At 58.9% G+C, this 26,253-nt stretch carries 28 protein-coding genes; 3 read left to right on the top strand and 25 right to left on the bottom strand.

Annotation, left to right across the window (positions count from 1 at the left end):
• Positions 1-32: 32 nt before the first annotated feature.
• The 11 genes from AC1RPZ_RS17305 to AC1RPZ_RS17255 all read right to left on the bottom strand — a co-directional run bounded on the left by AC1RPZ_RS17305 (position 33) and on the right by AC1RPZ_RS17255 (position 9,001).
• The gene (locus AC1RPZ_RS17305; RefSeq protein ID WP_493138196.1) at positions 33-1,019 is read right to left on the bottom strand and encodes a DNA polymerase III subunit delta'; all 987 of its coding nucleotides are present in this window, start codon (positions 1,017-1,019) and stop codon (positions 33-35) included.
• Positions 1,012-1,644: a dTMP kinase gene (gene tmk, locus AC1RPZ_RS17300; RefSeq protein ID WP_493138195.1), complete on the bottom strand. Its 633-nt coding sequence runs from the start codon at positions 1,642-1,644 to the stop codon at positions 1,012-1,014. The genes AC1RPZ_RS17305 and tmk overlap by 8 nt, the downstream gene beginning before the upstream one ends.
• 19 nt (positions 1,645-1,663) lie before the next feature.
• Complete coding sequence (gene mltG / locus AC1RPZ_RS17295) at positions 1,664-2,836, bottom strand: endolytic transglycosylase MltG (protein ID WP_493138194.1); 1,173 nt, start codon at positions 2,834-2,836, stop codon at positions 1,664-1,666.
• Positions 2,837-2,839: 3 nt separating this feature from the next.
• A complete protein-coding gene (gene pabC / locus AC1RPZ_RS17290; RefSeq protein ID WP_493138193.1) occupies positions 2,840-3,655 on the bottom strand; it encodes an aminodeoxychorismate lyase in 816 nt (271 codons plus the stop codon).
• Positions 3,655-4,899 carry a beta-ketoacyl-ACP synthase II gene (gene fabF, locus AC1RPZ_RS17285; RefSeq protein WP_493138192.1) on the bottom strand — a complete coding sequence of 415 codons (1,245 nt, stop codon included), beginning with the start codon at positions 4,897-4,899 and terminating at the stop codon, positions 3,655-3,657. Before fabF ends, pabC begins: the two co-directional genes overlap by 1 nt.
• A gap of 109 nt (positions 4,900-5,008) precedes the next feature.
• Positions 5,009-5,245, bottom strand: a complete 237-nt coding sequence (gene acpP / locus AC1RPZ_RS17280) for an acyl carrier protein (RefSeq protein WP_003175607.1) — start codon at positions 5,243-5,245, stop codon at positions 5,009-5,011.
• Positions 5,246-5,437: 192 nt separating this feature from the next.
• Positions 5,438-6,181, bottom strand: a complete 744-nt coding sequence (gene fabG, locus AC1RPZ_RS17275; protein ID WP_007942004.1) for a 3-oxoacyl-ACP reductase FabG — start codon at positions 6,179-6,181, stop codon at positions 5,438-5,440.
• A 17-nt stretch (positions 6,182-6,198) separates the two neighbouring features.
• A complete protein-coding gene (gene fabD, locus AC1RPZ_RS17270; protein WP_493138191.1) occupies positions 6,199-7,137 on the bottom strand; it encodes an ACP S-malonyltransferase in 939 nt (312 codons plus the stop codon).
• Positions 7,138-7,263: 126 nt separating this feature from the next.
• Entirely contained in the window at positions 7,264-8,274 is a 1,011-nt protein-coding gene (plsX, locus tag AC1RPZ_RS17265; protein ID WP_493138190.1) for a phosphate acyltransferase PlsX, read from the bottom strand.
• Between the two features lie 3 nt (positions 8,275-8,277).
• Positions 8,278-8,460 carry a 50S ribosomal protein L32 gene (gene rpmF, locus AC1RPZ_RS17260; protein ID WP_003179396.1) on the bottom strand — a complete coding sequence of 61 codons (183 nt, stop codon included), beginning with the start codon at positions 8,458-8,460 and terminating at the stop codon, positions 8,278-8,280.
• Between the two features lie 13 nt (positions 8,461-8,473).
• Complete coding sequence (locus AC1RPZ_RS17255; RefSeq protein ID WP_008152342.1) at positions 8,474-9,001, bottom strand: YceD family protein; 528 nt, start codon at positions 8,999-9,001, stop codon at positions 8,474-8,476.
• A 105-nt stretch (positions 9,002-9,106) separates the two neighbouring features.
• Between AC1RPZ_RS17255 and AC1RPZ_RS17250 the strand changes: the two genes are divergently transcribed.
• Entirely contained in the window at positions 9,107-9,685 is a 579-nt protein-coding gene (locus AC1RPZ_RS17250; protein WP_493138189.1) for a Maf family protein, read from the top strand.
• A 47-nt stretch (positions 9,686-9,732) separates the two neighbouring features.
• On the opposite strand, the gene AC1RPZ_RS17245 is transcribed toward AC1RPZ_RS17250, so the two are convergent.
• Genes AC1RPZ_RS17245 through rluC form a run of 3 tightly spaced genes read right to left on the bottom strand, consistent with a single transcriptional unit; the run spans position 9,733 to position 12,352 of the window.
• Complete coding sequence (locus AC1RPZ_RS17245) at positions 9,733-10,722, bottom strand: S49 family peptidase (protein WP_493138188.1); 990 nt, start codon at positions 10,720-10,722, stop codon at positions 9,733-9,735.
• A 21-nt stretch (positions 10,723-10,743) separates the two neighbouring features.
• The gene (locus AC1RPZ_RS17240) at positions 10,744-11,406 is read right to left on the bottom strand and encodes an HAD-IA family hydrolase (protein ID WP_493138187.1); all 663 of its coding nucleotides are present in this window, start codon (positions 11,404-11,406) and stop codon (positions 10,744-10,746) included.
• Positions 11,396-12,352: a 23S rRNA pseudouridine(955/2504/2580) synthase RluC gene (gene rluC, locus AC1RPZ_RS17235; RefSeq protein ID WP_493138186.1), complete on the bottom strand. Its 957-nt coding sequence runs from the start codon at positions 12,350-12,352 to the stop codon at positions 11,396-11,398. Before rluC ends, AC1RPZ_RS17240 begins: the two co-directional genes overlap by 11 nt.
• Positions 12,353-13,093: 741 nt before the next feature.
• On the opposite strand from rluC, the gene rne reads away from it, so the two are divergent.
• Complete coding sequence (gene rne, locus AC1RPZ_RS17230) at positions 13,094-16,237, top strand: ribonuclease E (protein WP_493138185.1); 3,144 nt, start codon at positions 13,094-13,096, stop codon at positions 16,235-16,237.
• Positions 16,238-16,493: 256 nt separating this feature from the next.
• Positions 16,494-17,357, top strand: coding sequence for a LysR family transcriptional regulator (locus AC1RPZ_RS17225; RefSeq protein ID WP_493138184.1), 864 nt, complete (start codon positions 16,494-16,496; stop codon positions 17,355-17,357).
• A gap of 51 nt (positions 17,358-17,408) precedes the next feature.
• Here the strand turns inward: AC1RPZ_RS17225 and AC1RPZ_RS17220 are convergent, their stop codons facing one another.
• From AC1RPZ_RS17220 to AC1RPZ_RS17170, 11 genes are all read right to left on the bottom strand, one after another.
• Complete coding sequence (locus AC1RPZ_RS17220; protein ID WP_493138183.1) at positions 17,409-18,305, bottom strand: hypothetical protein; 897 nt, start codon at positions 18,303-18,305, stop codon at positions 17,409-17,411.
• Positions 18,305-19,222 carry a DMT family transporter gene (locus tag AC1RPZ_RS17215; protein ID WP_493138182.1) on the bottom strand — a complete coding sequence of 306 codons (918 nt, stop codon included), beginning with the start codon at positions 19,220-19,222 and terminating at the stop codon, positions 18,305-18,307. Before AC1RPZ_RS17215 ends, AC1RPZ_RS17220 begins: the two co-directional genes overlap by 1 nt.
• Before the next feature lie 11 nt (positions 19,223-19,233).
• The gene (locus tag AC1RPZ_RS17210; RefSeq protein WP_493138181.1) at positions 19,234-20,595 is read right to left on the bottom strand and encodes an acyltransferase; all 1,362 of its coding nucleotides are present in this window, start codon (positions 20,593-20,595) and stop codon (positions 19,234-19,236) included.
• 227 nt (positions 20,596-20,822) lie between these two features.
• Complete coding sequence (locus AC1RPZ_RS17205; protein WP_493138180.1) at positions 20,823-21,407, bottom strand: nucleotidyltransferase family protein; 585 nt, start codon at positions 21,405-21,407, stop codon at positions 20,823-20,825.
• A gap of 222 nt (positions 21,408-21,629) precedes the next feature.
• Positions 21,630-22,649 (bottom strand): UDP-N-acetylmuramate dehydrogenase, encoded by a 1,020-nt coding sequence (gene murB, locus AC1RPZ_RS17200; protein WP_493138179.1) that lies wholly within the window; start codon positions 22,647-22,649, stop codon positions 21,630-21,632.
• Positions 22,646-23,110, bottom strand: a complete 465-nt coding sequence (locus tag AC1RPZ_RS17195; protein ID WP_493138178.1) for a low molecular weight protein-tyrosine-phosphatase — start codon at positions 23,108-23,110, stop codon at positions 22,646-22,648. Before AC1RPZ_RS17195 ends, murB begins: the two co-directional genes overlap by 4 nt.
• Positions 23,110-23,874: a 3-deoxy-manno-octulosonate cytidylyltransferase gene (kdsB, locus tag AC1RPZ_RS17190; protein WP_493138177.1), complete on the bottom strand. Its 765-nt coding sequence runs from the start codon at positions 23,872-23,874 to the stop codon at positions 23,110-23,112. Before kdsB ends, AC1RPZ_RS17195 begins: the two co-directional genes overlap by 1 nt.
• A complete protein-coding gene (locus tag AC1RPZ_RS17185) occupies positions 23,871-24,056 on the bottom strand; it encodes a Trm112 family protein (RefSeq protein ID WP_019689343.1) in 186 nt (61 codons plus the stop codon). Before AC1RPZ_RS17185 ends, kdsB begins: the two co-directional genes overlap by 4 nt.
• 24 nt (positions 24,057-24,080) lie before the next feature.
• Positions 24,081-25,091: a tetraacyldisaccharide 4'-kinase gene (gene lpxK, locus AC1RPZ_RS17180; RefSeq protein WP_493138176.1), complete on the bottom strand. Its 1,011-nt coding sequence runs from the start codon at positions 25,089-25,091 to the stop codon at positions 24,081-24,083.
• On the bottom strand, positions 25,091-25,519 hold the full coding sequence (locus tag AC1RPZ_RS17175) for an ExbD/TolR family protein (protein WP_493138175.1): 429 nt from the start codon (positions 25,517-25,519) through the stop codon (positions 25,091-25,093). Before AC1RPZ_RS17175 ends, lpxK begins: the two co-directional genes overlap by 1 nt.
• Positions 25,516-26,151 (bottom strand): MotA/TolQ/ExbB proton channel family protein, encoded by a 636-nt coding sequence (locus AC1RPZ_RS17170; RefSeq protein WP_493138174.1) that lies wholly within the window; start codon positions 26,149-26,151, stop codon positions 25,516-25,518. Before AC1RPZ_RS17170 ends, AC1RPZ_RS17175 begins: the two co-directional genes overlap by 4 nt.
• Positions 26,152-26,253: the final 102 nt, after the last annotated feature.

Genomic DNA, 26,253 nt, shown 5'->3' with positions numbered 1-26,253 from the left:
ACTGCTGAATACCAGAGTCTAGGCGCAGCCGATCAATTCCGGGTAGGCAAACCGACCCATTGCACCAGCAAGGCTTCCAGCAACAGCACCCGATTAAGATTGGCTTTGCTCAGGACTTTTTGTCGCTGCGCCAGAATCCAGTCCTGGATATTCAAGACTTTACCTTGCGAAGATTTCTGCGCCAGGTATTGCACCACCTTGCGCATATCGGCAAGGCCGAGTCCAGCTTCGTCCTGAGTCAGCTGATAACGCAGAATCAGGCTCGACCAGTCGCAGAACCAATCGAACAACAGCAGCAACGGGATCGCATTCCAGCCTTCAGCCAGTTGCGTCGGTGATTGCTGCTGCTTGAGCAACTTCTTCACCCCGTCAACCACCAGCGCACGCTGCTCGCGCACGCCCTGAGCCTGCAAGCTCACCGCCGCCAGCGGAGAACCGGCGGCCAGGGTCAACAGCTCGATACGCTCTTCTTCAGCGCAATCGGGCAAGGCCTTGGCCAGCCATTGCAGACTCATGGTTTCGCTCGGCAACGGACAAGCCTGTTGCACGCAACGACTCTTGATGGTCGGCAGCAGACGACTGGTCTGGTGACTGACCAGCAGCAACACCGTATCGCCTGAGGGTTCTTCGAGACTTTTCAGCAAGGCGTTGGCGGCGTTGATGTTCATCGACTCGGCGGGCTCGATCAGCACGACTTTGCGGCCGCCCATCTGCGCGGTCTGGACCACGAAGCTGACCAGATCACGAACCTGATCGACCTTGATCGCCTTATCTGCCTCTTCCGGTTCCAGGATGTAGTTGTCGGGATGGCTGCCGGCCTTGAGCAGCAGGCAGGATTTGCACTCGCCGCAGGCGTCCTGCGCGGCCGGACGCTGGCAGAGCAAACTGGCCATCAAACGCTCGGCCAGCGCACGCTTGCCAATCCCGGCCGGGCCATGCAGCAAATAGGCATGGGCGTGTTGGGCGCGACCGGCCAGTTGCTGCCAAAGGCTGTCCTGCCACGGATAGGCCTCAGCCACGGTGACGCTCCAGCAATTGCGGCATCAAGACATCCAGCGACTGCTGAACCTGTGCCAACGGCTGTGAGGCGTCCACCAACAGGTAACGTGCTGGATCAGCCTCGGCGCGCTTCAAGAACGCGCTGCGCACCGCCTCAAAAAACACTCGACCTTCCAGTTCGAAACGGTCCAGCCGACCGCGAGCGCTGGCGCGCGCCATGCCGATTTCAATCGGCAAGTCGAACACCAGCGTCAGGTCCGGGCGCAGGTCGCCTTGAACGAAGGTTTCCAGGGTCGCGATACGCTCAAGCGACAATCCGCGACCACCGCCCTGATAGGCGTAAGTCGAATCGGTAAAGCGGTCGCACAACACCACCGCGCCCCGCGCCAGCGCCGGGCGAATCACCTCGGCCAGATGCTGCGCTCGCGCCGCGAACACCAGCAACAGCTCGGTATCCGGGTTCATGACCTCGTCGACCGGGGCCAGCAGCACATCGCGGATTCGCTCGGCCAGCGGCGTACCGCCCGGCTCCCGAGTCAACACCACTTCAATACCCTCGGCGCGCAAACGTTCGGCCAGGTATTCGCGATTGGTGCTCTTGCCGGCGCCTTCCGGGCCTTCCAGGGTAATAAACAAGCCAGTCACAGGCAGTCCTTAGTCAGAGTCATTGCGGGCTTTGCGGCTCATCGGCACTCGGTGCTGGAGCCGGTTGCGATGGCGGCGTTTGCGGCACCACCTCTGGAGCCGTGTCGGGCGCCGCTGGAGAAGTCGGTGCCTGAGCATCAGGCGTCGCAGCCCCATTGGCCGGCGCCGGGCTGGAGCGATAATCGGCGCGTCGCTTGATCTGGTACTCGCGCACGGCATTGTTGTGGGCATCCAGATCGTCGGAGAACGCATGACTGCCGTCGCCGCGCGCAACGAAATACAAACTGCTGCCGGACGCCGGATTCAGCGCCGCATGAATCGCTTCACGGCCGACCATGGCAATCGGTGTCGGCGGCAGCCCGGCGATCATATACGTGTTATAGGGCGTCGGTTCTTTCAGGTGGGCGCGGGTCAGCTTGCCGTTGTAGCGCTCGCCCAGACCATAAATGACGGTCGGATCGGTTTGCAGCAACATGCCGATCTGCATCCGCCGAACGAATACCCCGGCAATCTGTCCTCGCTCTTGCGGTACACCGGTCTCCTTCTCCACCAGCGAGGCCATGATCAGCGCCTGATAGGGCTCGGTATAAGGCGCGTCAGGGGAACGTTTGCTCCACTCTTTTGCAAGGACTTCGTCGAGGCGCTCGTAGGCTTTTTCCAGCAGCTCGACATCGGTCATGCCACGCACAAAACGATAGGTGTCTGGAAAAAACCGGCCTTCCGGAAACACTCCAGCGTGACCAAGCCTGCTCATCACGTCGCTGTCGCCAAGACCCGCGAGGGTTTGTTCGAGCTTGTCATTTTTTGCCAGCGCCGCTCGGACCTGGCGGAAGTTCCAGCCCTCGACCAGGGTCAGGCTGTACTGAACCACTTCGCCGCGCTGCCAAAGACCGATCAGCCCCTGCGCACTCATGCCCGGCAGCATGCGGTATTCACCGCTGTGCAGCGGCTGCGCGGCAAGGTTCAAGCGCCAGTACAGGCGTAACCAAAAGGCGTCCTGAAGCACGCCGTCGGTTTCCAGGCGATTGAAGGTCCCGGACGGTGTCGCTCCGTTCGGGACATCCAGCAACTCTTCCCGAGTAATGTTGAGTGGCTGCTCCAGCGCCGAATTGATCTTCCAGGCCGAAGCGCCCAGCAGCAGCCCCGCCAGAACCAGTCCGGTTTCCAGCAGCAGCAAGAATTTACGTCTCACGAATCAAGCATCCAGTAGCGCGCGGGCAATGCCTTGCAGTTTACGGGTGAGCGGCCCAACCGGCCAGCTCAGCGCAGCATAAGCGCGTACCGGCCAGATGCCGTACACGCTGTTGCAGACGAACACTTCATCAGCCTGTTGCAACTGATCAAGACCGATGTCAGTGACGCGTGTGGGAATCCCCAGCAACTCGGCTTGGGACAAGAGTTCCGCGCGCATCACTCCGGCCACGCCGCAACGACTCAGATCAGCCGTCAGCAATGCGCCATCGCGCACCAGGAACAGATTACTGAAAACACCTTCGATCACCCGCCCCTGACGATCCAGCATCAATCCTTCGGCGTGCTCGGCGTCCTGCCATTCCGAACGGGCAATAACCTGCTCGAGACGATTCAGGTGCTTGAGGCCGGCGAGTAAGGGTTGCTCGGAAAGTCGTGTGGCACAGGGAAACAGCCGGATACCTTGCTGCGCATGGACAGCAGGATAAGTCGCTGGAGGATTGCCTTGCAGAATACGTCGCGGCGCCACCGAAGGCTCGGCCGCATAACCACGCTGACTATCGCCGCGGGTGAGGATAAGTTTGAGCACGCCTTCGCCAAGTGCGGCGGCGTACGTCAGTAACTCACTGCGAATCAACGCGTGATCCGCGTTAATCGCCAAACGCGAGCAACCATCGACCAGACGACTCACATGTCGATCCAGCAGTAGTGGCTGCCCGCCCTTGACTGCGATGGTCTCGAACAGACCATCGCCATACGCCAGGCCGCGGTCTTTTAGCGACAGTGCGTCAGCCGGCTGACCGTCGACCCAGCTTTCCATCAATCAGCAAACCGACGGAACACCAGCGAGCCATTGGTACCGCCAAAACCGAACGAGTTGGACAGCACCACATCGATGTTCATGTCGCGCGCAGTGTGCGGCACGAAGTCGAGGTCGCAACCTTCATCCGGCTCATCGAGGTTGATGGTCGGTGGCGCCACCTGACCGTTGATGGCCAGCACACTGAAGATCGCTTCAACCGCGCCCGCCGCACCCAACAGGTGACCGGTCATGGACTTGGTCGAACTGACCGCCAGCTTGTAGGCGTGATCGCCAAACACCGACTTGATCGCGCAGGCTTCGGCGAGGTCACCGGTCGAGGTCGAAGTACCGTGGGCGTTGATGTACTGCACTTGGTCGACGTTCAGCCTGGCATCACGCAGCGCATTGACGATGCAACGTGCGGCGCCTGCGCCATCGGCGGGTGGCGAGGTCATGTGGTACGCATCGCCACTCATGCCAAAGCCAATCAGCTCGGCGTAAATGGTCGCGCCACGCGCCTTGGCGTGCTCCAGCTCTTCAAGCACCAATGCACCAGCACCGTCGGACAGGACGAAGCCATCACGGCCCTTGTCCCACGGACGGCTGGCGCGGGTCGGCTCGTCATTGCGGGTCGACAGCGCACGAGCAGCAGCAAAGCCACCCATGCCCAGACCGCAAGCGGCCATCTCGGCGCCGCCGGCAACCATCACGTCGGCCTCACCGTAGGCAATGTTGCGCGCCGCCATACCGATGCAGTGCGTGCCCGTGGTACAGGCTGTCGAAATGGCATAGTTAGGCCCCTGCGCACCCAGATGGATGGACAGGAAACCGGAAATCATATTGATGATCGAGCCCGGCACGAAGAACGGTGAAATTCGACGAGGGCCGGAATCATGCAGCGTGCGGCTGGTTTCTTCGATATTGGTCAGACCGCCAATACCCGAGCCCATGGCCACGCCGATGCGCTCACGATTGGCGTCGGTGACTTCCAGGCCAGCGTTACGCACTGCCTGAAACCCTGCTGCCAGACCGTATTGAATGAACAGGTCGAGTTTGCGAGCTTCCTTGACCGACAGGTATTCCTCGACATTGAAGCCCTTTACCGAGCCGCCAAAATGGGTGGAATAGGCAGAAAGGTCGGTGTGTTCGATCAGACCAATGCCACTGCGGCCAGCCAGAATGCCCTGCCAGCTGCTCGGCACATCCGTGCCCAGTGGCGACAACATACCCATACCGGTGACTACGACGCGTCTACGCGACACAGCACTCTCCTTATTTCAAATGACGACTTTGCATCAGGCCTAAAGAAAAAACCGCACGCCGTAATGGCAGTGCGGTTTTTCCATGACAGCTAACAACGGCTACAAACTATTACGCCTGATGGCTAGTAACGTAGTCGATGGCAGCTTGTACAGTAGTGATCTTCTCAGCTTCTTCGTCAGGAATTTCGGTCTCGAATTCCTCTTCCAGAGCCATCACCAGCTCAACGGTGTCAAGGGAGTCGGCACCCAGGTCTTCAACGAAGGAAGCAGTGTTCACAACTTCTTCTTCTTTAACGCCCAGTTGCTCAGCAACGATTTTCTTGACGCGCTCTTCGATGGTGCTCATACCTTGTTTTCACTCCTAATGGACAAATTCAGGCAGCTGGCCAGTGGGTAAGTGTATAGAAAGGCTTTTCAGTATTTCAACTGAAAGCTTCACTCCTCAAACCCTGACGACCATCTGCCTATAAATAGATTGCAGCTTTATAACGGATTTTAGACAGCTCGTATGACATTTTTTTGAAGCAACCCGTCACATTTAACTCATGTACATCCCGCCGTTCACCGGGATTGTAGCCCCAGTAACGTAAGCCGCACCGTCCGACGCAAGAAAAGCGACCACGGACGCGATCTCTTGAGCTTGCCCCAGACGGCCCAGCGGAATTTGTGTCTGCAAGGCTTCACGCTGCGCCTCTGGCAGTTCGCGGGTCATATCGGTGTCGATGAACCCAGGGGCCACCGAGTTGACCGTAATCGAGCGCGAACCCACTTCACGCGCCAGAGCGCGACTGAAACCTTCCAGACCTGCCTTGGCGGCTGCGTAGTTTACTTGGCCTGCGTTGCCCATGGCACCCACAACCGAACCAATACTGATAATTCGTCCCCAACGTGCCTTGGTCATGCCACGCAAAACACCCTTGGACAGGCGAAACAGACTGTTCAGGTTGGTATCGACGACGTCATGCCACTCGTCATCTTTCATGCGCATCATCAGGTTATCGCGGGTGATACCGGCGTTATTCACCAAAATCGCCGGCGCACCGAACTGCTCCTGAATGCTTGCCAGCACGGCCGCTACAGACTCGTCGCTGGTGACATTGAGCTCAAGACCGGTGCCTTGAATGCCGTTTTCTTTCAGGGTTGCCGCGATGCGCTCAGCGCCCGAAGCGGAAGTCGCGGTACCCACCACGATAGCGCCCTGACGACCCAGTTCCAGTGCGATAGCCTGGCCAATACCACGGCTGGCGCCGGTAACCAGTGCAACTTTACCTTGCAGACTCATGCAGGCTTCTCCTAAGTTCAGGCCAACGCTGCACGAGCAGCAGCGAAAGCATCCGGGGTGTTCAGGTTAGAGGTCGACACGCCTTCGGCGCAGCGCTTGTTCAGGCCAGCCAGGACTTTGCCCGGACCACATTCAACCAGTTGAGTAGCGCCTTTGGCGGCCAGCGCCTGGACCGACTCAACCCAGCGAACCGGCTTGTAGAGTTGCTCGAGCAGATCGCGCGTGAGGGTTTCCAGATCCGGCGCCACATCAGCGCTGACGTTCTGTACCAACGGGATTTGCGGAGCCTGCCAGTTGATCGCAGCAATCGACTCGGCAAAGCGCTCGGCAGCCGGGCGCATCAGCTCACAGTGCGACGGCACGCTGACCGGCAGCGGCATGGCGCGCTTGGCACCACGCGCCTTGCAGCCTTCGATGGCGCGCTCGACAGCCGCCTTGGCACCGGCGATCACGACCTGGCCCGGCGAGTTGAAGTTGACCGCACTGACCACTTCACCTTGCGCCGCTTCAGCACAGGCAGCCAGCACATCAGCGTCGTCCAGACCGAGAATGGCGGCCATACCGCCCTGCCCGGCCGGCACCGCTTCCTGCATCAGCTGACCGCGACGCTCTACCAGCTTCACCGCGTCGCCCAGACTCAGACTGCCAGCCGCAACCAGCGCGCTGTACTCACCCAGGCTGTGACCGGCAACGTAAGCCGGACGCGCGCCGCCCTCAGCCAGCCACAGACGCCACAGGGCAATCGAAGCAGTGAGAATCGCCGGTTGGGTTTTGTCGGTTTGATTGAGTTGCTCTTCCGGCCCTTGCTGGGTCAGTGCCCACAGGTCGTAACCCAGAGCATCGGAAGCTTCTTTGAAAGTATCGAGGATCAACGGATGTTGCGCGCCCAACTCGGCCAGCATGCCGAGGGACTGCGAACCCTGTCCTGGAAAGACGAATGCGAGGGAAGCAGACATGTAACAAGCCCCTAATGATCTTGTCGTCGGAGAATTGACGTCCTGTACGGCTGGACGCAAGAAACTGACAGTTGGATGGCCAATTGAACTGAGCGGTCACATTTAAGCATTGTCCGACGAAAATGCCTAAAGCAACAAATCCTCAAGACGACCATGAAGCCGCTGCGGCAGGTTCTCCTGAATCTCGATCAGGGCGCGCTGAATGGCGCTCTGAAAGCCCTGCACACCGGCCGAGCCGTGACTTTTGATGACAATCCCCTGCAAGCCGAGAAAGCTTGCGCCATTATGTCGCGCAGGCGCCAGATCGGCCTGCAAGCGCTTCATCAGCGGCAACGCCAAAGCCCCGACCATTCTCGACGCCAGGTTTTGCTTGAACAACGCCTCGATCCGCCCGGCAATCATGGTCGCCAGCCCCTCGCTGGACTTGAGCAGGATATTGCCGACAAAACCGTCGCAGACCACCACATCAGCCTCACCACGGTACAAGCCATCACCCTCGACGAAGCCGATGTAATTCAGCCCGCGAGCGTTTTGCAGCAGCGTGGCCGCCAGCTTGACCTGTTGATTGCCCTTGATGTCCTCGGTGCCGATGTTCAGCAACGCAACCTTCGGCCGAACAACACCCAAGGTTTCAGCCGCCACCGAGCCCATTACCGCGAACTGGAACAGGTGCTCGGCACTGCAGTCGACATTCGCCCCCAGATCGAGCAACTGGCAATAACCGCGCTGCGTCGGGATCGCCGCCACCATGGCCGGCCGATCGATACCCGGCAAGGTCTTGAGCACATAACGCGACAACGCCATCAGCGCACCGGTATTACCAGCACTGACACAGGCCTGAACCTTGCCGTCGCGCAACAGCTCAAGCGCTACCCGCATCGAGGAGTCCGGCTTGCCACGCAGGGCCTGGGAAGGTTTTTCGTCCATGCCGATAACGTCGCTGGCCGGCGCAATGGTCAGGCGCGCGCGATCCACAGCCGAATGGCCGGCAATCAATTCTTCTAAAAGGGAGGGTTGACCAACGAGGGTCAGGTGTAGCGAGGGCGTAGCAGACAGACAAGCAAGGCTGGCCTGAACAATGCTGCGGGGACCGAAGTCCCCGCCCATTGCGTCAATCGCGATGACTTGAGCGGACAAGGATTACTCGTCAGCGCCCTTGTCGATCACTTTACGGCCACGGTATACGCCTTCTGGCGATACGTGGTGACGCAGGTGAACTTCACCAGTGGTCTTTTCTACGGACAGGGTGCTTGCCTCGAGAGCATCGTGCGAACGACGCATGTCACGGGCGGAGCGGGATTTTTTGTTCTGCTGAACAGCCATAATTGATTAACTCCTAAACGTTTGGGTCACGCTTTAACTGCGCCAATACACTGAACGGGTTGGACCGCGTTACCTCGTCCTCGCTCGGTTCGGGCTCATCGAGACCCGCCGGCTGCTGGCATTCTTCCGGATGATGAGCAGGCACAATGGGCAAGGCGAGCAAAAGCTCCTCCTCGATCAGTGACTGCAGATCCAAAGGATCTTCGCCCAGTTCCAGCACGTCATAACCTTTCGGCAACGACTGGGTATTCGCACCCTCCTTCACCACAGCATAACTGCATTCGCTGTGAATCGGCAGGGTGACCAGCTCAAGACAACGCTGGCAAACCATTTTGACTTCGGTGTCGATAAAGCTGTGGATGACCACAGATTTACGTTCATCTCGCTCAAAAACGAATTTAGCCTGCACCGTACCGACAGTGTCGGAAAGCGGGTCGCAGAGTCTCTCCAAATCGGCCAGCAGCATTTCACCTTGAAGGGTGGTGCCACGATCAGCCAATTTGCGCGGGTCAACGTGAGGTGGAATCGGGTCATTCAACATAGGCGCAGCATTATAGGGATGCACCCAGCCATGTCAAAGGAAATTCAGCCCTGTCCGTCACTTGGAAGCCCCGCTAGAATTTGCGACTGACTTTTGGAGAGCCGTATGCTGCCTTTATTACTTGCTTCAAGCTCGGTTTATCGCCGCGAATTACTGGCCCGCTTGCAACTGCCATTTACCAGCAGCTCACCGGACATCGACGAAAGCCACCAACCGGGCGAGTCGGCCATCGAGCTGGTAAAACGCCTGGCTCATGAAAAAGCCCGGGCGCTGGCCGGCGGTCACCCTGCCCACCTGATTATCGGTTCGGACCAGGTCGCGGTGCTCGACGGACGGATTATCGGCAAGCCTGATACGTTCGAGAAGGCTCGCGAGCAACTTCTGGCCGCCAGCGGCGCCAGCGTGACCTTCCTGACCGGCCTGGCACTGCTCAACAGCCAGACTGGCCACTGCCAGCTCGACTGCATCCCTTTCACCGTACACATGCGCACACTCGATCAGGCGCGCATCGAACGCTACCTGCGCGCCGAGCAGCCCTACGACTGCGCAGGCAGCTTCAAAGCCGAGGGATTGGGCGTGAGCCTGTTTCAAAGCACCGAAGGTCCAGATGCCACCAGCCTGGTCGGCCTGCCATTGATTCGACTGGTGGACATGCTGTTGGCCGAAGGCGTGCAGATTCCCTAAAGATAAAAAAACCGGCCACGCAGGCCGGTTGTTTTGTCGCACGACGATCAGCGCAATGCCGGCCCATGAAAGCCCATCCACATGGCCAACTGCTCAGCCACGCCGGCGCCGAGCTTTTTCGAGAACCGGTCGAACGTCGACTCTTGAACCGTGAAGTCGACCAGTTCTTTCTCGCCGATCACGTCACGCGCTACCGAACTGGCGCTGCCCAGACCATCAATCAAGCCCAATGGCAGCGCCTGCTCACCTGACCAGACCAGCCCGGAGAACAGCTCTGGATGCTCTTTGTCTTTCAGGCGATCGCCGCGGCCCTTTTTGACGCTGGCGATGAATTGCTGGTGAGTGGTATCCAGCACACCTTGCCAGAACGCGGTCTCTTCAGGTTTTTGCGGCTGGAACGGATCAAGGAACGACTTGTGCTCCCCAGAGGTGTAGGTCCGACGCTCGACACCGAGCTTCTCCATGGTGCCGACAAACCCGTAACCGGCCGCTGTCACGCCAATCGAACCCACCAGGCTCGCCTTGTCAGCGTAGATCTGGTCTGCCGCGCTGGCGATGTAGTAAGCACCCGAAGCGCCGAGATCGGAAATCACCGCGTAAACCTTGATACTCGGATGCAGGGCGCGCAGACGACCAATTTCATCGTAGACATAACCCGACTGCACCGGACTGCCGCCCGGGCTGTTGATCCGCAGCACGATACCCTTGACCTTCGGATCCTCGAACGCAGCGCGCAAGCCACCGACGATATTGTCGGCGCTGGCCGACTCCTTGTCGGCAATCATTCCATTCACTTCGATCAACGCGGTGTAGCCCGACCCGCGAGTCGCGCTTTTTTCAATGCTCACCAGTGGCGTGAAAAGGATCAGCGCGACAAGCAGATAAACAAAGGTCAGCAGCTTGAAGAAAATCCCCCAACGCCGTGAACGACGCTGCTCCTGCACACCGGCCAGCAGAGTCTTCTCAAGCAGCTTCCAGCTCTTGTCATCGCTTCCTTCAGCGCCAGCCTTGGCTGGCGCCTTCCATTCGTCGACCATTCCATCCACCCCAACAGAAACTTAATTGGCCCGCTGACCCAGCCAGGCGTGCAATTGCGAAAAGTGATCAATGGCCAGACACGGCTCGAACACGCGCAAGGCTTCTATCGATTGAGCACCATAGCTGACAGCGACCGAATCCATCCCGGCGTTGCATGCCATCTGCAGATCGAACGACGAATCCCCCACCATCAACGCCTGCTCCGGACGGACGTCGCAATGGGCCAGAATCTGTTCGAGCATCAGCGGATGCGGCTTGCTGGCGGTTTCATCGGCGGCGCGGGTGATATCGAAATAATCCTCCCAGCCGTGGGATTTCAGCACACGGTCCAGTCCGCGACGTGCTTTTCCGGTGGCCACCGCCAGGTGATAACCCTCGGCACGAAACGCCTCAAGCGACTCGACGACACCTTCAAACAACGGCGAAGGCACGGCCTCCGACGCAATGTAGTGATCCGCATAGTGCTGCCGGAACGCCACCATCTCGTCATCGCCAATTTCCGGGTACAAGGTCCGAATCGCTTCCGGCAAGCCCAGACCAATGATGCCCTTGACGGCCAGATCATCGCGCAACTGAAAACCAGAGCGCTGCGATGCCACATGCATCGCCTCGACAATCCGACCGATGGAATCAGCCAGAGTCCCGTCCCAATCGAAGATCAGCAGCTTGTAATCAGGGTGCACTCAGGCGCTCCACGGTCTTGGCCCACATTTCATCGACAGGGGCCTGAAGCTTCAACTCGCCGCCATCAGGCAGCGGTACGGTGAGCATGTAAGCGTGCAGGAACAGGCGTTTGCCACCCAGATCGCGAATTTCCTTGGAGAAGCCCTCGTCGCCATACTTGGTATCGCCGGCGATACAGTGACCAGCGTGCAGGGTATGCACACGAATCTGGTGAGTACGGCCGGTAACAGGCTTGGCCTCGACCATGGTTGCAAAGTCGCCAAAGCGGCGCAGCACCTTGAACAGGGTCAGCGCTTCCTTGCCCTCCTCGTCCACTTCCACCATGCGCTCGCCGGAACGCAGATTGCTCTTCTGCAACGGCGCTCGGACGCTCTTGATGGAAGTAGCCCAATTGCCGCGCACCAGCGCCATATAGCGCTTGTCGACACCATCGCCACGCAAGGCAGCGTGCAGATGGCGCAGCATGCTGCGCTTTTTCGCGATCATCAGCAGACCGGAAGTATCGCGATCGAGGCGGTGAACCAGTTCCAGCTCCTTGGCGTCCGGACGCAACTGACGAAAGGCTTCGATCACCCCGTAGTTCAGGCCGCTGCCACCGTGCACAGCAATCCCGGCGGGCTTGTTGATCACGATCAGCGCCTTGTCTTCGAAGACAATCGAGGCTTCAAGGCGCTGCAACAAACCTTGCGCCAATGGCACAGGTTCGTCGCGTTCCGGCACACGCACCGGCGGCACGCGCACGATGTCGCCCGCCTGCAGCTTGTATTCGGGCTTGATCCGACCTTTGTTCACTCGCACTTCGCCCTTACGCAAAATGCGGTAAATCAAGGTCTTGGGCACGCCTTTGAGCCGAGCGAGAAGGAAGTTATCAATACGTTGGCCGGCATATTCCGGCGAGACCTCAAGCAGTTGTACGCTTGGAGTCGAGGGGGCAGTAGTCGTCATGCCGCGAATGATAACAATTTTTTATGGAATTGAAGCACTTAATCATTGCTGCTATAGTCGCGAACGCCGCCAAAAGCGGTCTGGACAGAGGACGAACGGCAGATTGCCGGCCCTGACCAACGCAATTCATCAGGACGCGAGGCCGTCCTACGGGGCTTTCGCTACGTTGGAAGGTTCGTGATTGTAACGAGCGCAGGTGACATGAGGCCTGAAGCGAGCGCAGCAAACAGAGTAACCACTCGTCTGATGCGCCGATATTTACGGCCAGTTCACAAAGTGCAGTCAGTCTCGAACCAGCCCTTAAGCGAATGTTTCGGAAACAACGCCTGTTACAAGCTGAGTGCTAGCAAAACAACTTTCACCCAGTCTTGTGTAGCCATGAGCGTGAACTCCCCACTGGAGAACACGGTAAATGCCAACCCGCTGCGGATTCTGCGCGCGGCAGCACCCGAATTATCAGGGATACGTGTAGGGTGGAGATGCACAACCGTCGGACTGTGTAGCACTAGGCTTATATTTAGACGCTTCATCTCGTCCACAGTCGCCGGTTGATTCCTCCTCCTGACTGAGTGCTTAAGTAGCCACAGCAAGCAGGACGCGTACGTCGCGACGCAGGCCCACATTGGCCGGACATCGCTAGACACTGGAGTAGCCAACTACTCCTGACGCACCTGACACCGACCGTGAGAAGTCGTGTGTGCCGAACGCCGTTTCCGGCAGCCCGGAAACCGACGGTACTACATGAAAAGAATGCTGATTAACGCCACTCAACCCGAAGAGTTGCGTGTTGCACTGGTAGACGGCCAGCGCCTCTACGACCTGGACATCGAATCCGGTGCACGCGAGCAGAAGAAGGCCAACATCTATAAAGGCCGGATTACTCGCATCGAACCAAGCCTTGAGGCTGCCTTTGTCGATTTCGGCTCTGAGCGCCACGGCTTCCTGCCCCTCAAAGAAATCTCCCGCGAATACTTCAAGAAAACTCCTGAAGGCCGCGTCAACATCAAGGACGTCCTGAGCGAAGGCCAGGAAGTCATCGTTCAGGTTGAAAAAGAAGAACGTGGCAACAAGGGCGCCGCCCTGACCACCTTCATCAGCCTGGCCGGTCGTTACCTGGTTCTGATGCCTAACAACCCGCGTGCTGGCGGTATTTCCCGTCGCATCGAAGGTGAAGAGCGCAACGAACTGCGTGAAGCCCTGAACGGCCTGGTTGCCCCGGCCGACATGGGTCTGATCGTGCGCACTGCCGGCCTTGGCCGCAGCAGCGAAGAAATGCAGTGGGACCTCGACTACCTGCTGCAACTGTGGACTGCCATCAAAGAAGCCTCGCTGGACCGTTCCGCGCCTTTCCTGATCTACCAGGAAAGCAACGTGATCATCCGCGCGATCCGCGACTACCTGCGCCAGGACATCGGCGAAGTGCTGATCGACAGCGTTGAAGCCCAGGACGAAGCCCTGACCTTCATCCGCCAGGTGATGCCGCAGTACGCCAGCAAGATCAAGCTGTACGAAGACAGCGTTCCGCTGTTCAACCGTTTCCAGATCGAAAGCCAGATCGAGACCGCTTTCCAGCGCGTCGTTGAACTGCCTTCCGGCGGCTCCATCGTTATCGATCCGACCGAAGCCCTGGTGTCCATCGACATCAACTCGGCGCGCGCCACCAAAGGCAGCGACATCGAAGAAACCGCACTGCAGACCAACCTTGAAGCCGCCGAAGAAATCGCCCGTCAGTTGCGCCTGCGCGACATCGGCGGCCTGATCGTCATCGACTTCATCGACATGACCCCTGCCAAGAACCAGCGTGCCGTGGAAGAGAAAGTCCGCGAATGCCTGGAAGCCGACCGCGCTCGCGTGCAAGTCGGTCGCATCTCGCGCTTCGGCCTGCTGGAAATGTCCCGTCAGCGCCTGCGTCCATCGCTGGGCGAAAGCAGCGGCATCGTCTGCCCACGCTGCAACGGCACCGGCATCATCCGTGACGTTGAATCGCTGTCGCTGGCAATTCTGCGCCTGATTGAAGAAGAAGCCCTGAAAGACCGCACCGCCGAAGTTCGTGCACAAGTGCCGATTCCGGTCGCTGCGTTCCTGCTCAACGAAAAACGCAACTCGATCACCAAGATTGAACTGCGCACCCGCGCCCGCATCGTCATCCTGCCGAACGATCACCTCGAAACGCCGCACTTCGAAGTTCAGCGTCTGCGCGATGACAGCCCGGAAGCCAGCATCAACCAGTCCAGCTACGAAATCGCTGCTGCCGCTGCTGAAGTGGAAGAAGTTCAACCGGCCGCCGCCACTCGCACCCTGGTTCGCCAGGAAGCTGCCGTGAAAACGGCTCCGGCGCGCGCCAACGCTCCGGTTCCGACCGAAGTCGTTGCCGCCCCGGTTGCTGCACCGGCCGCAGCCCCTGAGCCAAGCCTGTTCAAAGGCCTGGTGAAGTCGCTGGTCAGCCTGTTCGCCACCAAGGAAGAGCCTGCCGCTCCGGTTGTGGTTGAAAAACCGGCGACCGAGCGTCCAGCACGCAACGAAGAGCGTCGCAACGGTCGTCAACAGAGCCGCAACCGTAACGGTCGCCGCGATGAAGAACGCAAGCCGCGCGAAGAACGCGCCCCTCGTGAAGAACGCGCGCCACGCGAACCGCGTGAAGAGCGTCAACCACGCGAAGTCCGTGAAGAGACTCCAACAGTCGCTCGCGAAGAACGCGCACCACGTCCACCGCGTGAAGAACGCGCACCACGCGCTCCTCGTGAAGACCGCAAGCCACGTGGCGAGCGTGAAGAGCGCCCGGTTCGTGAACTGCGCGAACCCCTGGATGCCGCGCCAGCCGCTGCTGCCGCTGCCGCCGCTATAACTGCTGTTGCTGAAGAGCGTCCGGCTCGTCAGCCACGTGAAGAACGCGCTCCACGCCCACCGCGTGAAGAACGTCAACCACGTGCCGAGCAAGCCGCTGCCGCCGTCGCCGAAGAAGAGCTGCCAACCAACGAAGAGCAACTGCTGGAAGACGGTCAGGACAACGCCGAAGGCGATCGTCCACGCCGCCGCTCCCGTGGTCAGCGTCGTCGCAGCAACCGTCGCGAGCGTCAACGCGATGCCAACGGCAATGTGATCGAAGGCTCGGAAGAGTCCGAAACCGGCGAAGCGCCAACAGGCGCTGAGCTGGCTGCCGGCCTGGCCGTTACCGCTGCTGTTGCCAGCACTGTGATCAGCGCTCCAGCTGAAGCCCAGGCTCACCAGCAAGCTGAACGCGCTACTGCTGCCGTGACTGAAGAAGCCTCTCAAGAAGTTGCTCAGGTTGAAGCGCCAGTCGTGGAAGCCACTACCCCGGTCGAAGCGCCAGTCGCTCCTGCTGTAGAAGTGGCTCCAGTTCGTGAAGCACAGCCTGAAGTGCACACTGCTGCTGAACCAACCGCTGTTGCAGAACAACAACAGCCAATCGTCGCTGCCGAGCCTGTGGTTGAAGCCCCAGTCGCTGAAAAAGCGCCTGAGGTTCGCGAAGAGCAAACCGCGTTCAACTGGGTTGCGGAAACTGTGGCTGTCGAAGCTCCAGCACCCGTTGCTGAAGTGGTTGCCCCTGTAGCTATGGCTGCCGAGCCTGCTCCAGTAGTAGCGCCAGTGGTTGCCGAAGTGGTTGCACCGGTTGTCGAAGCCGCGCCTGTCAGCGCCCTGACCGAAAGTGGTCGTGCGCCGAACGACCCACGCGAAGTGCGTCGCCGCAAGCGTGAAGCCGAGCTTCTGCAGAAGCAAGCCGAACTGGCTGCCGCTGCCGAACCGGTTGTTGCTGCCGAGCCTGCTGCCCCTACCATCGACGAAAACCTGCATTCCGTCGAACAAGCGGTAGAGCAAAACCCTGAGGCCCTGGAAAAAGAGCACGAGCCTAAACCCCTCGCCTGATTCCATCAGCCACTGAAAAGCCCCGCCTGGTAACCCAGGCGGGGCTTTTTTATGCCTTTGAATACCGACAGCCCGTTGCGGTTTAACAATGCCTTATTACCGAAGCTCCTGCGCTCCTGGTTAAACACTCGCTCAAAATCCTGTAATACTTTTTTACAAAATAACAACTCAACGTGCAGAATAGAGCGGTTGCTGGGCTAAAAGCAGACCCTGCCACGGCCCGAAAGCCTTCGGCCCGTTATGGAGCAAAGAGTGCATGACTATGGAAATTGCTGAACTGGACGCTTTCAAAGCGATTGTTGACTATGGAAGCGTCACGCAGGCCGCAATCAGATTACACCGCGCTCAATCCAGTATTTCCTTCCGAATCAAGACACTCGAATCACGGCTCGATACCAAGTTGTTCGAACGCTCCGGTCGCGGCATCACAATGACGGCTCAAGGCAAGGAACTCTATGCCTACGCCTCACAAATCCTCGATCTGGTTGCTCTCGCTCAAACCAGCCTGACTCAGGCAAAAACCGAAACACGCGTTCGCCTGGGAGTCATCGAAAATCTCACCATCACTCGCCAGAACCTGCTGCAAAGCATCGTTGCCAATCCCGACGGCCTGGCAGTGGATGTCAGCATTGGTAACACACAGTCACTGCTCAAGGATCTTGAGGCCGGCAAACTCGACGCGGTAATTGTCGGCGCTGGCTTTGCGCCTGCGCATTATCGCCGGGTGACACTGTTCAACGATCCGCTGGCCCTGATCTACAGTGCGACACAGCCCGTCATCCAGGACTTGAAAGCGTTCAGCGGTCAAGTTTTCCTCGTCAATAGCCGGCGCAGCGCTTCGCAACGTAATCTCGACGAGCTGTTTATGAAGGGCAACATCACCCCTGAAAAGATCATCGAGTGCGGCTCTTATCCGCTGCTGTTTTCAAATGTGATCAACGGCGTGGGTGTCGCCTTGGTGCCTTTGTCACTGGTCGATTCGTGCTGCCGCGGTGAACAGGTGCAGACTTACTCCCTGAGTGGCCCATATGCTTCGCTGACCACTGAATTCGTGTATTTCGATCACCCTGGAAAACCGGCCCCCAGGGCGTTGGCACAATGGGTGTTGGACTTCGAATAGTCGGCCCGCTTACCGCTGGAGGCAACAGCGATATAACAGGCCTGGCACTCGTCAGCAGTTACACGATTGACGCACCACCTCATCTTCAAAAAGGTTGGACAGTCGTAGCCCCTCCTCCTGGCTGCTCGCCTGAATCACGTCACCGTGCTGCAACTCGAAGGCATCCTTGTCAGTACTTATTGAAGCGCCGAGCAAAACGTAGTGGACCGTACCTGGCTCGCAGAGCTCTTCATGCTGGAACAACAGGGCTTCGAGTTCACTTTTGGCGAACATCAGTTGATCAAGCCCCAAAAGCGACTGTTTGCTCCACACGGTCTCTCCACGCCGGACAATCGAACTACTCACCACCGAATGGCGCGGTGGTTCAGCGATCACCAGTTCGTGGCACAACGCGGTATTGCGCAACTTGGAAAGACCGGCCAGCCCGGGTTGAATGTGACGCAGCACCGGGTCAGAGAAATCCACTGCCAAGGTGTAGCCGATATAGCGCGGGTTTCGGCAGTCGTCGATGAGGTACACACAGGCATACTCGATCTCGACTCCCGCCCCACTGGCATGACACGGCGATTTGATCGCCCGGGAAGCAGCTATCAGCCCTTTGCCATTGCCTTTGTAGTACCAGTCCGGGGAGGACCGCTCAGGCATGGGCAGACCATTGACCGAGCGGTGCGTGTAACCGAAACCGCTCACCATGCATACAGCATCCTGAACGGGCCGCATCGGCACGTTAAAGGTCATTGATGAAAGCGCCTCAAGCGGCACCGCAACAAGGGACAAGCCGTTCTTGAAGCGCTCCCAGGATTGCTTGCTGCGCATGAACCGCACGGCCAACGCCTGGGAGGTCTCGACACCTGCGACCTGCCAGACCGCAACCGATGCCCCCTTGCCCTGCACAAGCCCCACCCACCGAACGCCGTGGCGATCGACCGAATCAATGATTCTGTCCATCACGCGGCCTCCGCGCGTAGCGCAATCGGTGCCCGTCGCTTAATGGAACAGAGGATCACCCCAAACACAATCAGCACCAGACTGACCAGGTGATAGGCGTGCAGTTGTACGTCCAGGAACACAATACTGAACAGCCCCCCGGACAGCGGCACCAGATGAGTGAAGATCTCGCCACGAGTGGCACCGATTTCACCGATGCCTTTGCTCCAGAACAAGTACGACAGCCAGGACGGGAAGATCACCAGATACGCCAGACCGAGCCAGGGTGCAGCGCCCTGCCCCAAGTTGAAGGTTAAATCAGGATGCAAGACCCAAACCCCCAGGCTGAATGGAATCAGGCACAGCGCCCCCACCACCGCGCAATACGTCACGAATGCATTGCCGGCGATGGTTTTGGGCTTTGTCCGCAGAAAGGAACAATAGACAGCCCAACTGGCGGCCGAGGCCATGGTCCAGAAATCGCCTTTGTTGAAGCCCTCCAGAAAACTCAAATCGGAAAGGTGCCCCATGGTCACCAGCCAGAACACACCGACCGTACTGATGACCACCCCAAGCATGTTCGACCTGGAGATGAAATCACCAAAAACGAAACGATTGAGGGCCAGTACCAGACACGGCGTAGCCGACAGGTAAATCGCCGCATTCAAAGAACTGGTGTATTGCAAACCTATATACAACGTCAGCGGAAATATAACCTGCCCACAAACCGCCAACATCACCAGGGTCAACCATGACTTGCGTGCGGCCGGCAAACTGGCGACCACAGATTTATAGTTAATCACCAACAGTAATGCACTGGTAATCAGCCATCGAAGTTGCGACAGCAGCACAGGGTCAACATCCACCACCATCAATTTTCCGACGACATAATTACCGCCCCAGAACACGGCAGCGAGTGAAAGTAGTAAGTACGGCATTGGCACCCTCGTTAGATCTTCTTCATTAACATGAAAGAGGCGCCGTCGAACTCGACTTCCCCCAGCAGATGGAACGCGTCTTGATACACAGACAATTGCGCCTGTAACACATCAGTGATGGGCACCAACATAAGTGCCTCCGTCGCCAACACCCGGGCCAGTTCATTGACATAGACTCGGCAAGGCTCGGCCTCAACAGGCGAACTGTTTGCGACAATCAGTGAATAACCCAATCGACGGCGATAATGAAAATCGCCGGCCGAGGCAAACGGCAGCCTCGAAAAATCCAGGTCGGCGCGCAGTCTGAGCTGCTTGTGGCCGTGGTCCTGCGCCCACTGCAAGTGGTGAGCAAACTGCTGCCGGGTGGTGGAGATGACGTCGAGACTGTGCCGGGCGAATGCTTGAAGCTGGGCGTTATCGGTCGGCGCAATCAGCAACACGGACTTCTTGCCCGGTGTGTCCAGATACTCCGCCAAGGATGCCGGCAATAGTGATGTTTCGCGCTTCGGGGTATCACGGTAGATCATCAACCAGTCCGAATTGATCGCGGCCCAATCACTGACTTGCAGCGTCTGCTCGATCGACGGCTGATACGTTTCCATGAGGTGAGCCTTGAACGGCAGGTATTGCAGGACTTTCCCCTGATCGCCAACGATGGAATAGTCGCCGACCCAGGTATTGAGAAAGGAGCGGATGCCGACGATGCTAGCCTTGCCCAGGTAATCCGCGTTCCAGCCGACGATCGCTTCACGCCCGACCCATGCGTAATCGCACAACCTCACGGGGGGCAGGCGCGTCATCGCAACGGTCCGCGAGCCGATGGAGAGCCGACCATAAGGATCATGGTCCTGACGAAGCAACTGACTGCCCGGCGACAGCCAGACACCATCGCCAATATCCACATCGCCACCGGCGTTGACTGCGGCATTACGACCGAAACGCACATACTGGCCAATCTTGATCGAAGGCAACTCATCCGCCGAGTGATCGAGTTGATGATCCGCATGGGGGTGGCTGAAATACGCACCGTTTTCAAAGTGAGTGGGCGAAATCAGGTGTTCCCCGACCTGCTCCTTGACAATCAATGGCGAGCCACTGGTATTGACGGAAAAGTGATCCTTTGACAAACCGAAGTCATCAGAGAGTACTTGCAAGCGTTCACTAAACGTAACACCAAACTTAATCTCGTCACGGTGACAACTTATCGTTTGAGAAGCCTTTCTGAGTTGACGCAGCGTGTTGACATAACGGGGAACCGGCTGATAAACATCGTCAAAACTTAACGCCCGCTCCAAGGCGCCCAACGTTTGGGCCTCACTGCCCAGTTCAATAGGGCTAACACTAACCGACGCATCCATATACTGCTTTATCATGTAGGCTCTTAATTATCTTGATGAGTACTAACCGGGCATACACCGCAACAGTGAACACCGCACGCAACAAGATCGTATGTCGGATAAAACCGGATGAATAACGAGTTTTATATCTGGCACCCATCGATAAATACGAATAGGCAGTAGAAGGGGCAGAGTTCAGTACTCTGCCCTATAGAGGCCTGGGGGCTGGCCTCGACCCGCGAGGTATCACGACCAATCGACGACTACTGAAAGGCCAGCGCGACCGGCAAATCCACATCCCACAACACCCCGGGATCATCCACCACCACCTCAACGACCTTCGCGGACGCAAACAACGGCTTCGCCCCGCGATCACCGGACAATGCCATCAGCGCCGCACCAAACGAACGCCCAAACCCCACCGGATGCCCAAACTCGCCACCCTGCACGGGCACACTGATGGTATCGACTGCTATCCCCTCAACAATCCGCTCAATACTCGACGGCAAGATAAACGGCATATCCCCCAACACCACCAACCAGCCATCAAGCGCCGGACACGCAGCGACCGTCGCCGCAATGCTGTCGCCCATGCCCGCCGATGCCAACAGCAATACCTGGCAGCCATAAGCCCGAGCCAGCCGTGCGACCTCTGGACGATCTGGCGTCGTCACCAGCAACCGCACCTCAACGCCGGATGACAGATTACGCAGCACCTGTTCGATCACCGGCCGCACCATGCCGTCGCGCCCTTCACACATCGCCAGCAACTTGTCCTGATCGGCACCGGCCACTTGTCGATAACGACTGCCCTGCCCTGCCGCGAGAATGATCGCGCCTACGTTCATGTGTCAGCCTCCGCCAGCGAAGGTTTCTTCTGACTCAGCTCGACATCGAGTTGATGATCTTGACCATTGAGCTTCAGGGTAATCATGGGCACGCCCGCATAGATCTGTGGTTATGGAGCAAATAGCTGCATCGTCAGGAGGCTAAGTTAACTCAGCACTAACAAAAAAGCCCTGCAACCAAGGTAGGTGTGCAGGGCTCTGGATTCAGCAGAGGAGCGTCGCTCAATACTGATTCGGCTCCATTTCCAGCTCGACATTGAAGCGCTCGGCGATGTCTCTCTGGATCCGCTGTGCCAGGTTAAGCAGCTCAAGCCCGGTGGCCCTGCCATAGTTGACCAGCACCAGCGACTGCAAACGGTGGACGCCGGCGTCACCGTCACGAAAGCCTTTCCAGCCCGCCTGCTCGATCAACCAGCCGGCCGCCAGTTTGACCCGACCGTCGGCTTGTGGATAACCGATCAGGCCCGGATGCTCAAGCCGGATTTGTGCTGCCAAGACCGCCGATACCAGCGGGTTCTTGAAGAAGCTGCCGGCATTGCCGAGCACTGCCGGGTCGGGGAGCTTCTCATTGCGAATGCTGCAAATCGCCTGACTGACATCGGTCGCGGTCGGATGATCGATGCCTTGCTCGGTCAAACGCTGCCGAACCGGGCCGTATTCCAGATGCAAATGCTCGATGCGGTCCAGGGCAAAACGCACCCGCAGGATCAACCAGCGACCGACTTGCTGCTTGAACAGGCTGTCACGGTAGGCAAAGTTGCACTCGGCCAAGGTGAAATCCCGCAGCTCGCCGGTCTGGCGGTCCAACGCGGTCAGCCCGGCAAACACGTCCTTGATCTCGACCCCGTAGGCACCGATATTCTGCATCGGCGCCGCACCGACCGTGCCGGGGATCAGGCTGAGATTCTCAAGGCCCGACAGGCCCTGCGCCAGCGTCCACTGAACAAACGGGTGCCAGGGTTCACCCGCCTCGGCCTCGATCACCACCTGACTGCCGTTGTCACTCAACACTCGGATACCACGGGTGGCCATACGCAGTACCAGCGCCGGGATGTCTGCGGTCAGCAACAGGTTGCTGCCACCACCGATTACCAACAACGGCACGGCGTGCGCGGCCGAGTAAGCCAGTGCCTGGCGCACATCGCTATCGCTGTGGGCTTCGGCGAACAATTGCGCGCGAACGTCTACGCCAAAGCTGTTGAACGGCTTCAGCGAAACCTGCGATTGCAGGTGCAAAGTCATAAGCGTCCCTTCAATTCAATCACCAGCAAATCGCTGGCGCGCTCGATCAGGTCCAGCACCTGCTCGAAGCCTTGATCGCCGTCGTAATAAGGATCCGGCACTTCATCCACGCTCGATTCATAGCGACGCAGGAACAAATCCAGCTCCGCCCTGCCCTTGGCCGGTTGCAATGCCTTGAGGTCGCGCAGATTGCCGTGGTCCATCGCCAGGATCAGGTCGTAGCTGGAAAAGTCGGCGCGCGTGACCTGTTGGGCACGCTGTGCGGACAGGTCATAGCCACGGCGCAGGGCAGCGGCCTGGCTGCGTTTGTCCGGCGCCTTGCCGACGTGCCAGTCACCGGTGCCGGCAGAAGCCACTTCGACCTGATCGGCCAAATCGGCTTCACGCAGTTTGTGCCGCAGCACGCCTTCAGCCGTGGGCGAACGGCAGATGTTGCCCAGGCAGACGAACAGAACCCGCATCAGGCCTCCAGCAGGCGACGAACGCGTTCGAGGTCTTCAGCGGTATCGACCCCCGGCGGCGGTGCGATCAGCGCATCGGCGACATGAATCCGCACACCGTGCCAGAGCGCACGCAACTGCTCCAGGCTCTCGGTGTTTTCCAGCCAGCACGGGCCCCAGCTGACGAAGTCATGCAGGAAGCCGGCGCGGTAGGCATAGATCCCGATGTGTCGACGGTACGGTACGCCGGCCGGCAATTGCTCGCGGCTCTTGGCGAAATCGTCCCGCGCCCATGGCAAGGTCGCACGACTGAAGGTCAACGCCAGGCCATTCAGGTCGCTGACAACCTTGACCACGTTAGGGTTGAACAGGGTTTCAACGTCTTCGATCGGCTCGGCCAGGGTCGCCATACGCGCTTTGGTATGGGCCGCCAGGTTGGCCGCGACCTGATCGATCACAGTCGGCGGAATCAACGGCTCGTCGCCTTGCACGTTGACCACGATAGCGTCCGGCGCCAGGCCCAGTTGGGTGGCGACTTCAGCCAGACGGTCGGTGCCGGAGTTATGGTCCTCGCGGGTCATTACCACTTCAGCGCCAAATGCCTTGCAGGCCTCGACAATGCGCGCATCGTCAGTGGCGACCACCACCCGTTGCGCGCTGCTTTTGCTCGCCTGTTCCCAAACGTGCTGGATCATCGGCTTGCCGGCAATCATTTGCAGCGGCTTGCCCGGCAGACGGGTGGAAGCAAAACGCGACGGAATCACGACGGTGAAAGCAGTGCTCATTTATCCAGACGCTCTTCTGCCGTCAGAGTGCGCGCTTCGCTTTCGAGCATCACCGGAATGCCATCACGAATCGGATAGGCCAGACCGGCGCCTTTGCTGATCAGCTCGGTTTTATCGGCGCTGAGCTTGAGCGGACCTTTGCAGATCGGGCAAGCGAGGATGTCGAGCAATTTGGTGTCCATGAGCATTCCCTGGATAACAGCGTTTTAAGGCAAAAGACGTGCAGGCAACAGCCGCATCAACTGCGTATCGAACCAGGCCACGAAGGCCGGTGATGGCGCAGCATCGACCGCCAGATACCACCAGTCAGCAGCCGCGAAGGCTCGGCATTTCACCGCATCCTTCTCGGTCATTACCAACGGCAGTGACGGTGTGAAATTCAAGGCCGCCGCGCTGTACTCGGCGTGGTCGGCGAAAGCATGTGCCACAGGCTGCCAGTGTAGCGTTTCAAGGGTGCTGAAGAAACGTTGCGGATTACCGATTCCGGCCACCGCGTGCAGCGCCTGGCCAGCGGGGAAATGCTCAAGCGAGCGGCGTTCACCCGTCAGCAGGTTGACCAGCGCGGTCGGTTGCAGCAGGAAAGCAAAGCCGTCGCCACGATCTGCCGAGGCGCCGTTGTAGAGCAGCGCATCGACGCTTTGCAGGCGTTCGACCGGCTCACGCAGAGGACCCGCCGGCAGGCAGCGTTTATTGCCCAGTCCACGCGCGGCATCGATCAGCACCAACTCAAGATCGCGTGCCAGACGGTAATGCTGCATGCCATCGTCAGACAGAATCAGGTCCAGCGGTTCAGCGGCCAGCAGTGCCTGCACGGCGCGACTGCGATCCGGGTCAATCATCAACGGCACGCCCGTGCGCTGGACGATCAACAGCGGTTCGTCGCCAGCGATGGCTGCGCTCTGCTCAGCTTCGACCCGCCAAGGCAGTTGCGGCGGTTTGGCGCCATAACCACGACTGACCACGCCCACCCGCAGACCGCTACGTTGGCAGTGCTCGATCATCCACAGAATCAACGGCGTCTTGCCGGTGCCGCCAACCGTAATGTTGCCGACCACGATCAGCGGCACCGGTGGCTGGTAGATTTCGCCTTGGCCTGCCAGAAAACGTTCGCGTCTGGCTGTGACCACGCGCCGGTACAGCCACTCCAGTGGCTGCAATAATTTCAGCGCCGGATGACCGGCGTACCAGGCGGCGAGCAAACGATCGGACATGGCCATCAGGGCGTCGGCGCCGCCTCAATGGTAGTCATGCGCAAGTGCGTGAAACCCAGCTTGCCCGCGGCATCCATCGCGGTGATGACCGCCTGGTGCTGGGTTTTGCCGTCAGCACTGATGGCCAGCGGTAAATGGGTGTCGCCATTGGACGCATTCTTCAAGGCCTCGATCAGGCTGGCCAGATCGTTCTTCGGCAACAACTGGTTGTTGACCGAAAACACCCCTTCGGCGCTGATGGCGATGTCCAGCTGCTTGGTCTGCTGGTCTTCGGCAGGCGATCCGCTGACGGCTTCCGGCAGGTCGACGCGCAGCTGGGTTTCACGGGTAAAGGTGGTGGTCACGACGAAAAACAGCAGCAGGACAAACACCACGTCGATCAACGACACGAGGTTGATGTCCACGTTCTCCCGTTGCTTGCGACGGAATTTCACGCTTTGCCCTCAGCCAGATCAACGTCACGGTCGCCCTGCACCACTTCAACCAGCTTGATCGCTTCCTGCTCCATGCCCACGACGAGTTCATCGATGCGCCGTTGCAGGAACCGGTGGAAGAACACCGCCGGGATACCAACCATCAGGCCCGAAGCCGTGGTGATCAAGGCTTTGGAAATACCGCCGGCCAGCACCGCGGCGTTGGTCGTCATGCCCGTGCCCATGAACGAACTGAAGATATCGATCATGCCCAACACCGTGCCGAGCAAACCGAGCAACGGCGCCATGGCGGCGATGGTGCCCAGCGCGTTGATGTAGCGCTCCAGCTCGTGGATCACCCGGGCAGCGGCCTCTTCGATGCACTCTTTCATGATCTCGCGACCATGCCTGGAGTTGGCCAAACCTGCCGCAAGGATCTCGCCCAAGGGTGAGTTGGCGCGCAGTTCCTTGAGTTTTTCTTTATTGAGTTGCTTGTCCTTGATCCAGACCCAGACCTGCCCGAGCAAGTGCTCCGGGGTCACGCGACTGGCTCGCAGAGTCCAGAGACGCTCGGCAACGATCGCCATTGCCGCGATGGAACTCAGAATGATCGGCAGCATCATCCAGCCGCCGGATTTGACCAATTCCCACACAGTGACAGTCCCCTCGAAAAAGTGCGCCACTTTAACATACAGACTCGACATAGAGGCCCGGCACACCGCAGACCGTGTGTCGCATGGCGCACCGCGCTGATG

It is taken from the genome of Pseudomonas sp. GW822-FHT02D10, from assembly GCF_058802345.1.
The sequence above is the reverse complement of the archived record's forward strand: the minus strand, read 5'-3'. Positions and strand labels throughout refer to the sequence as shown.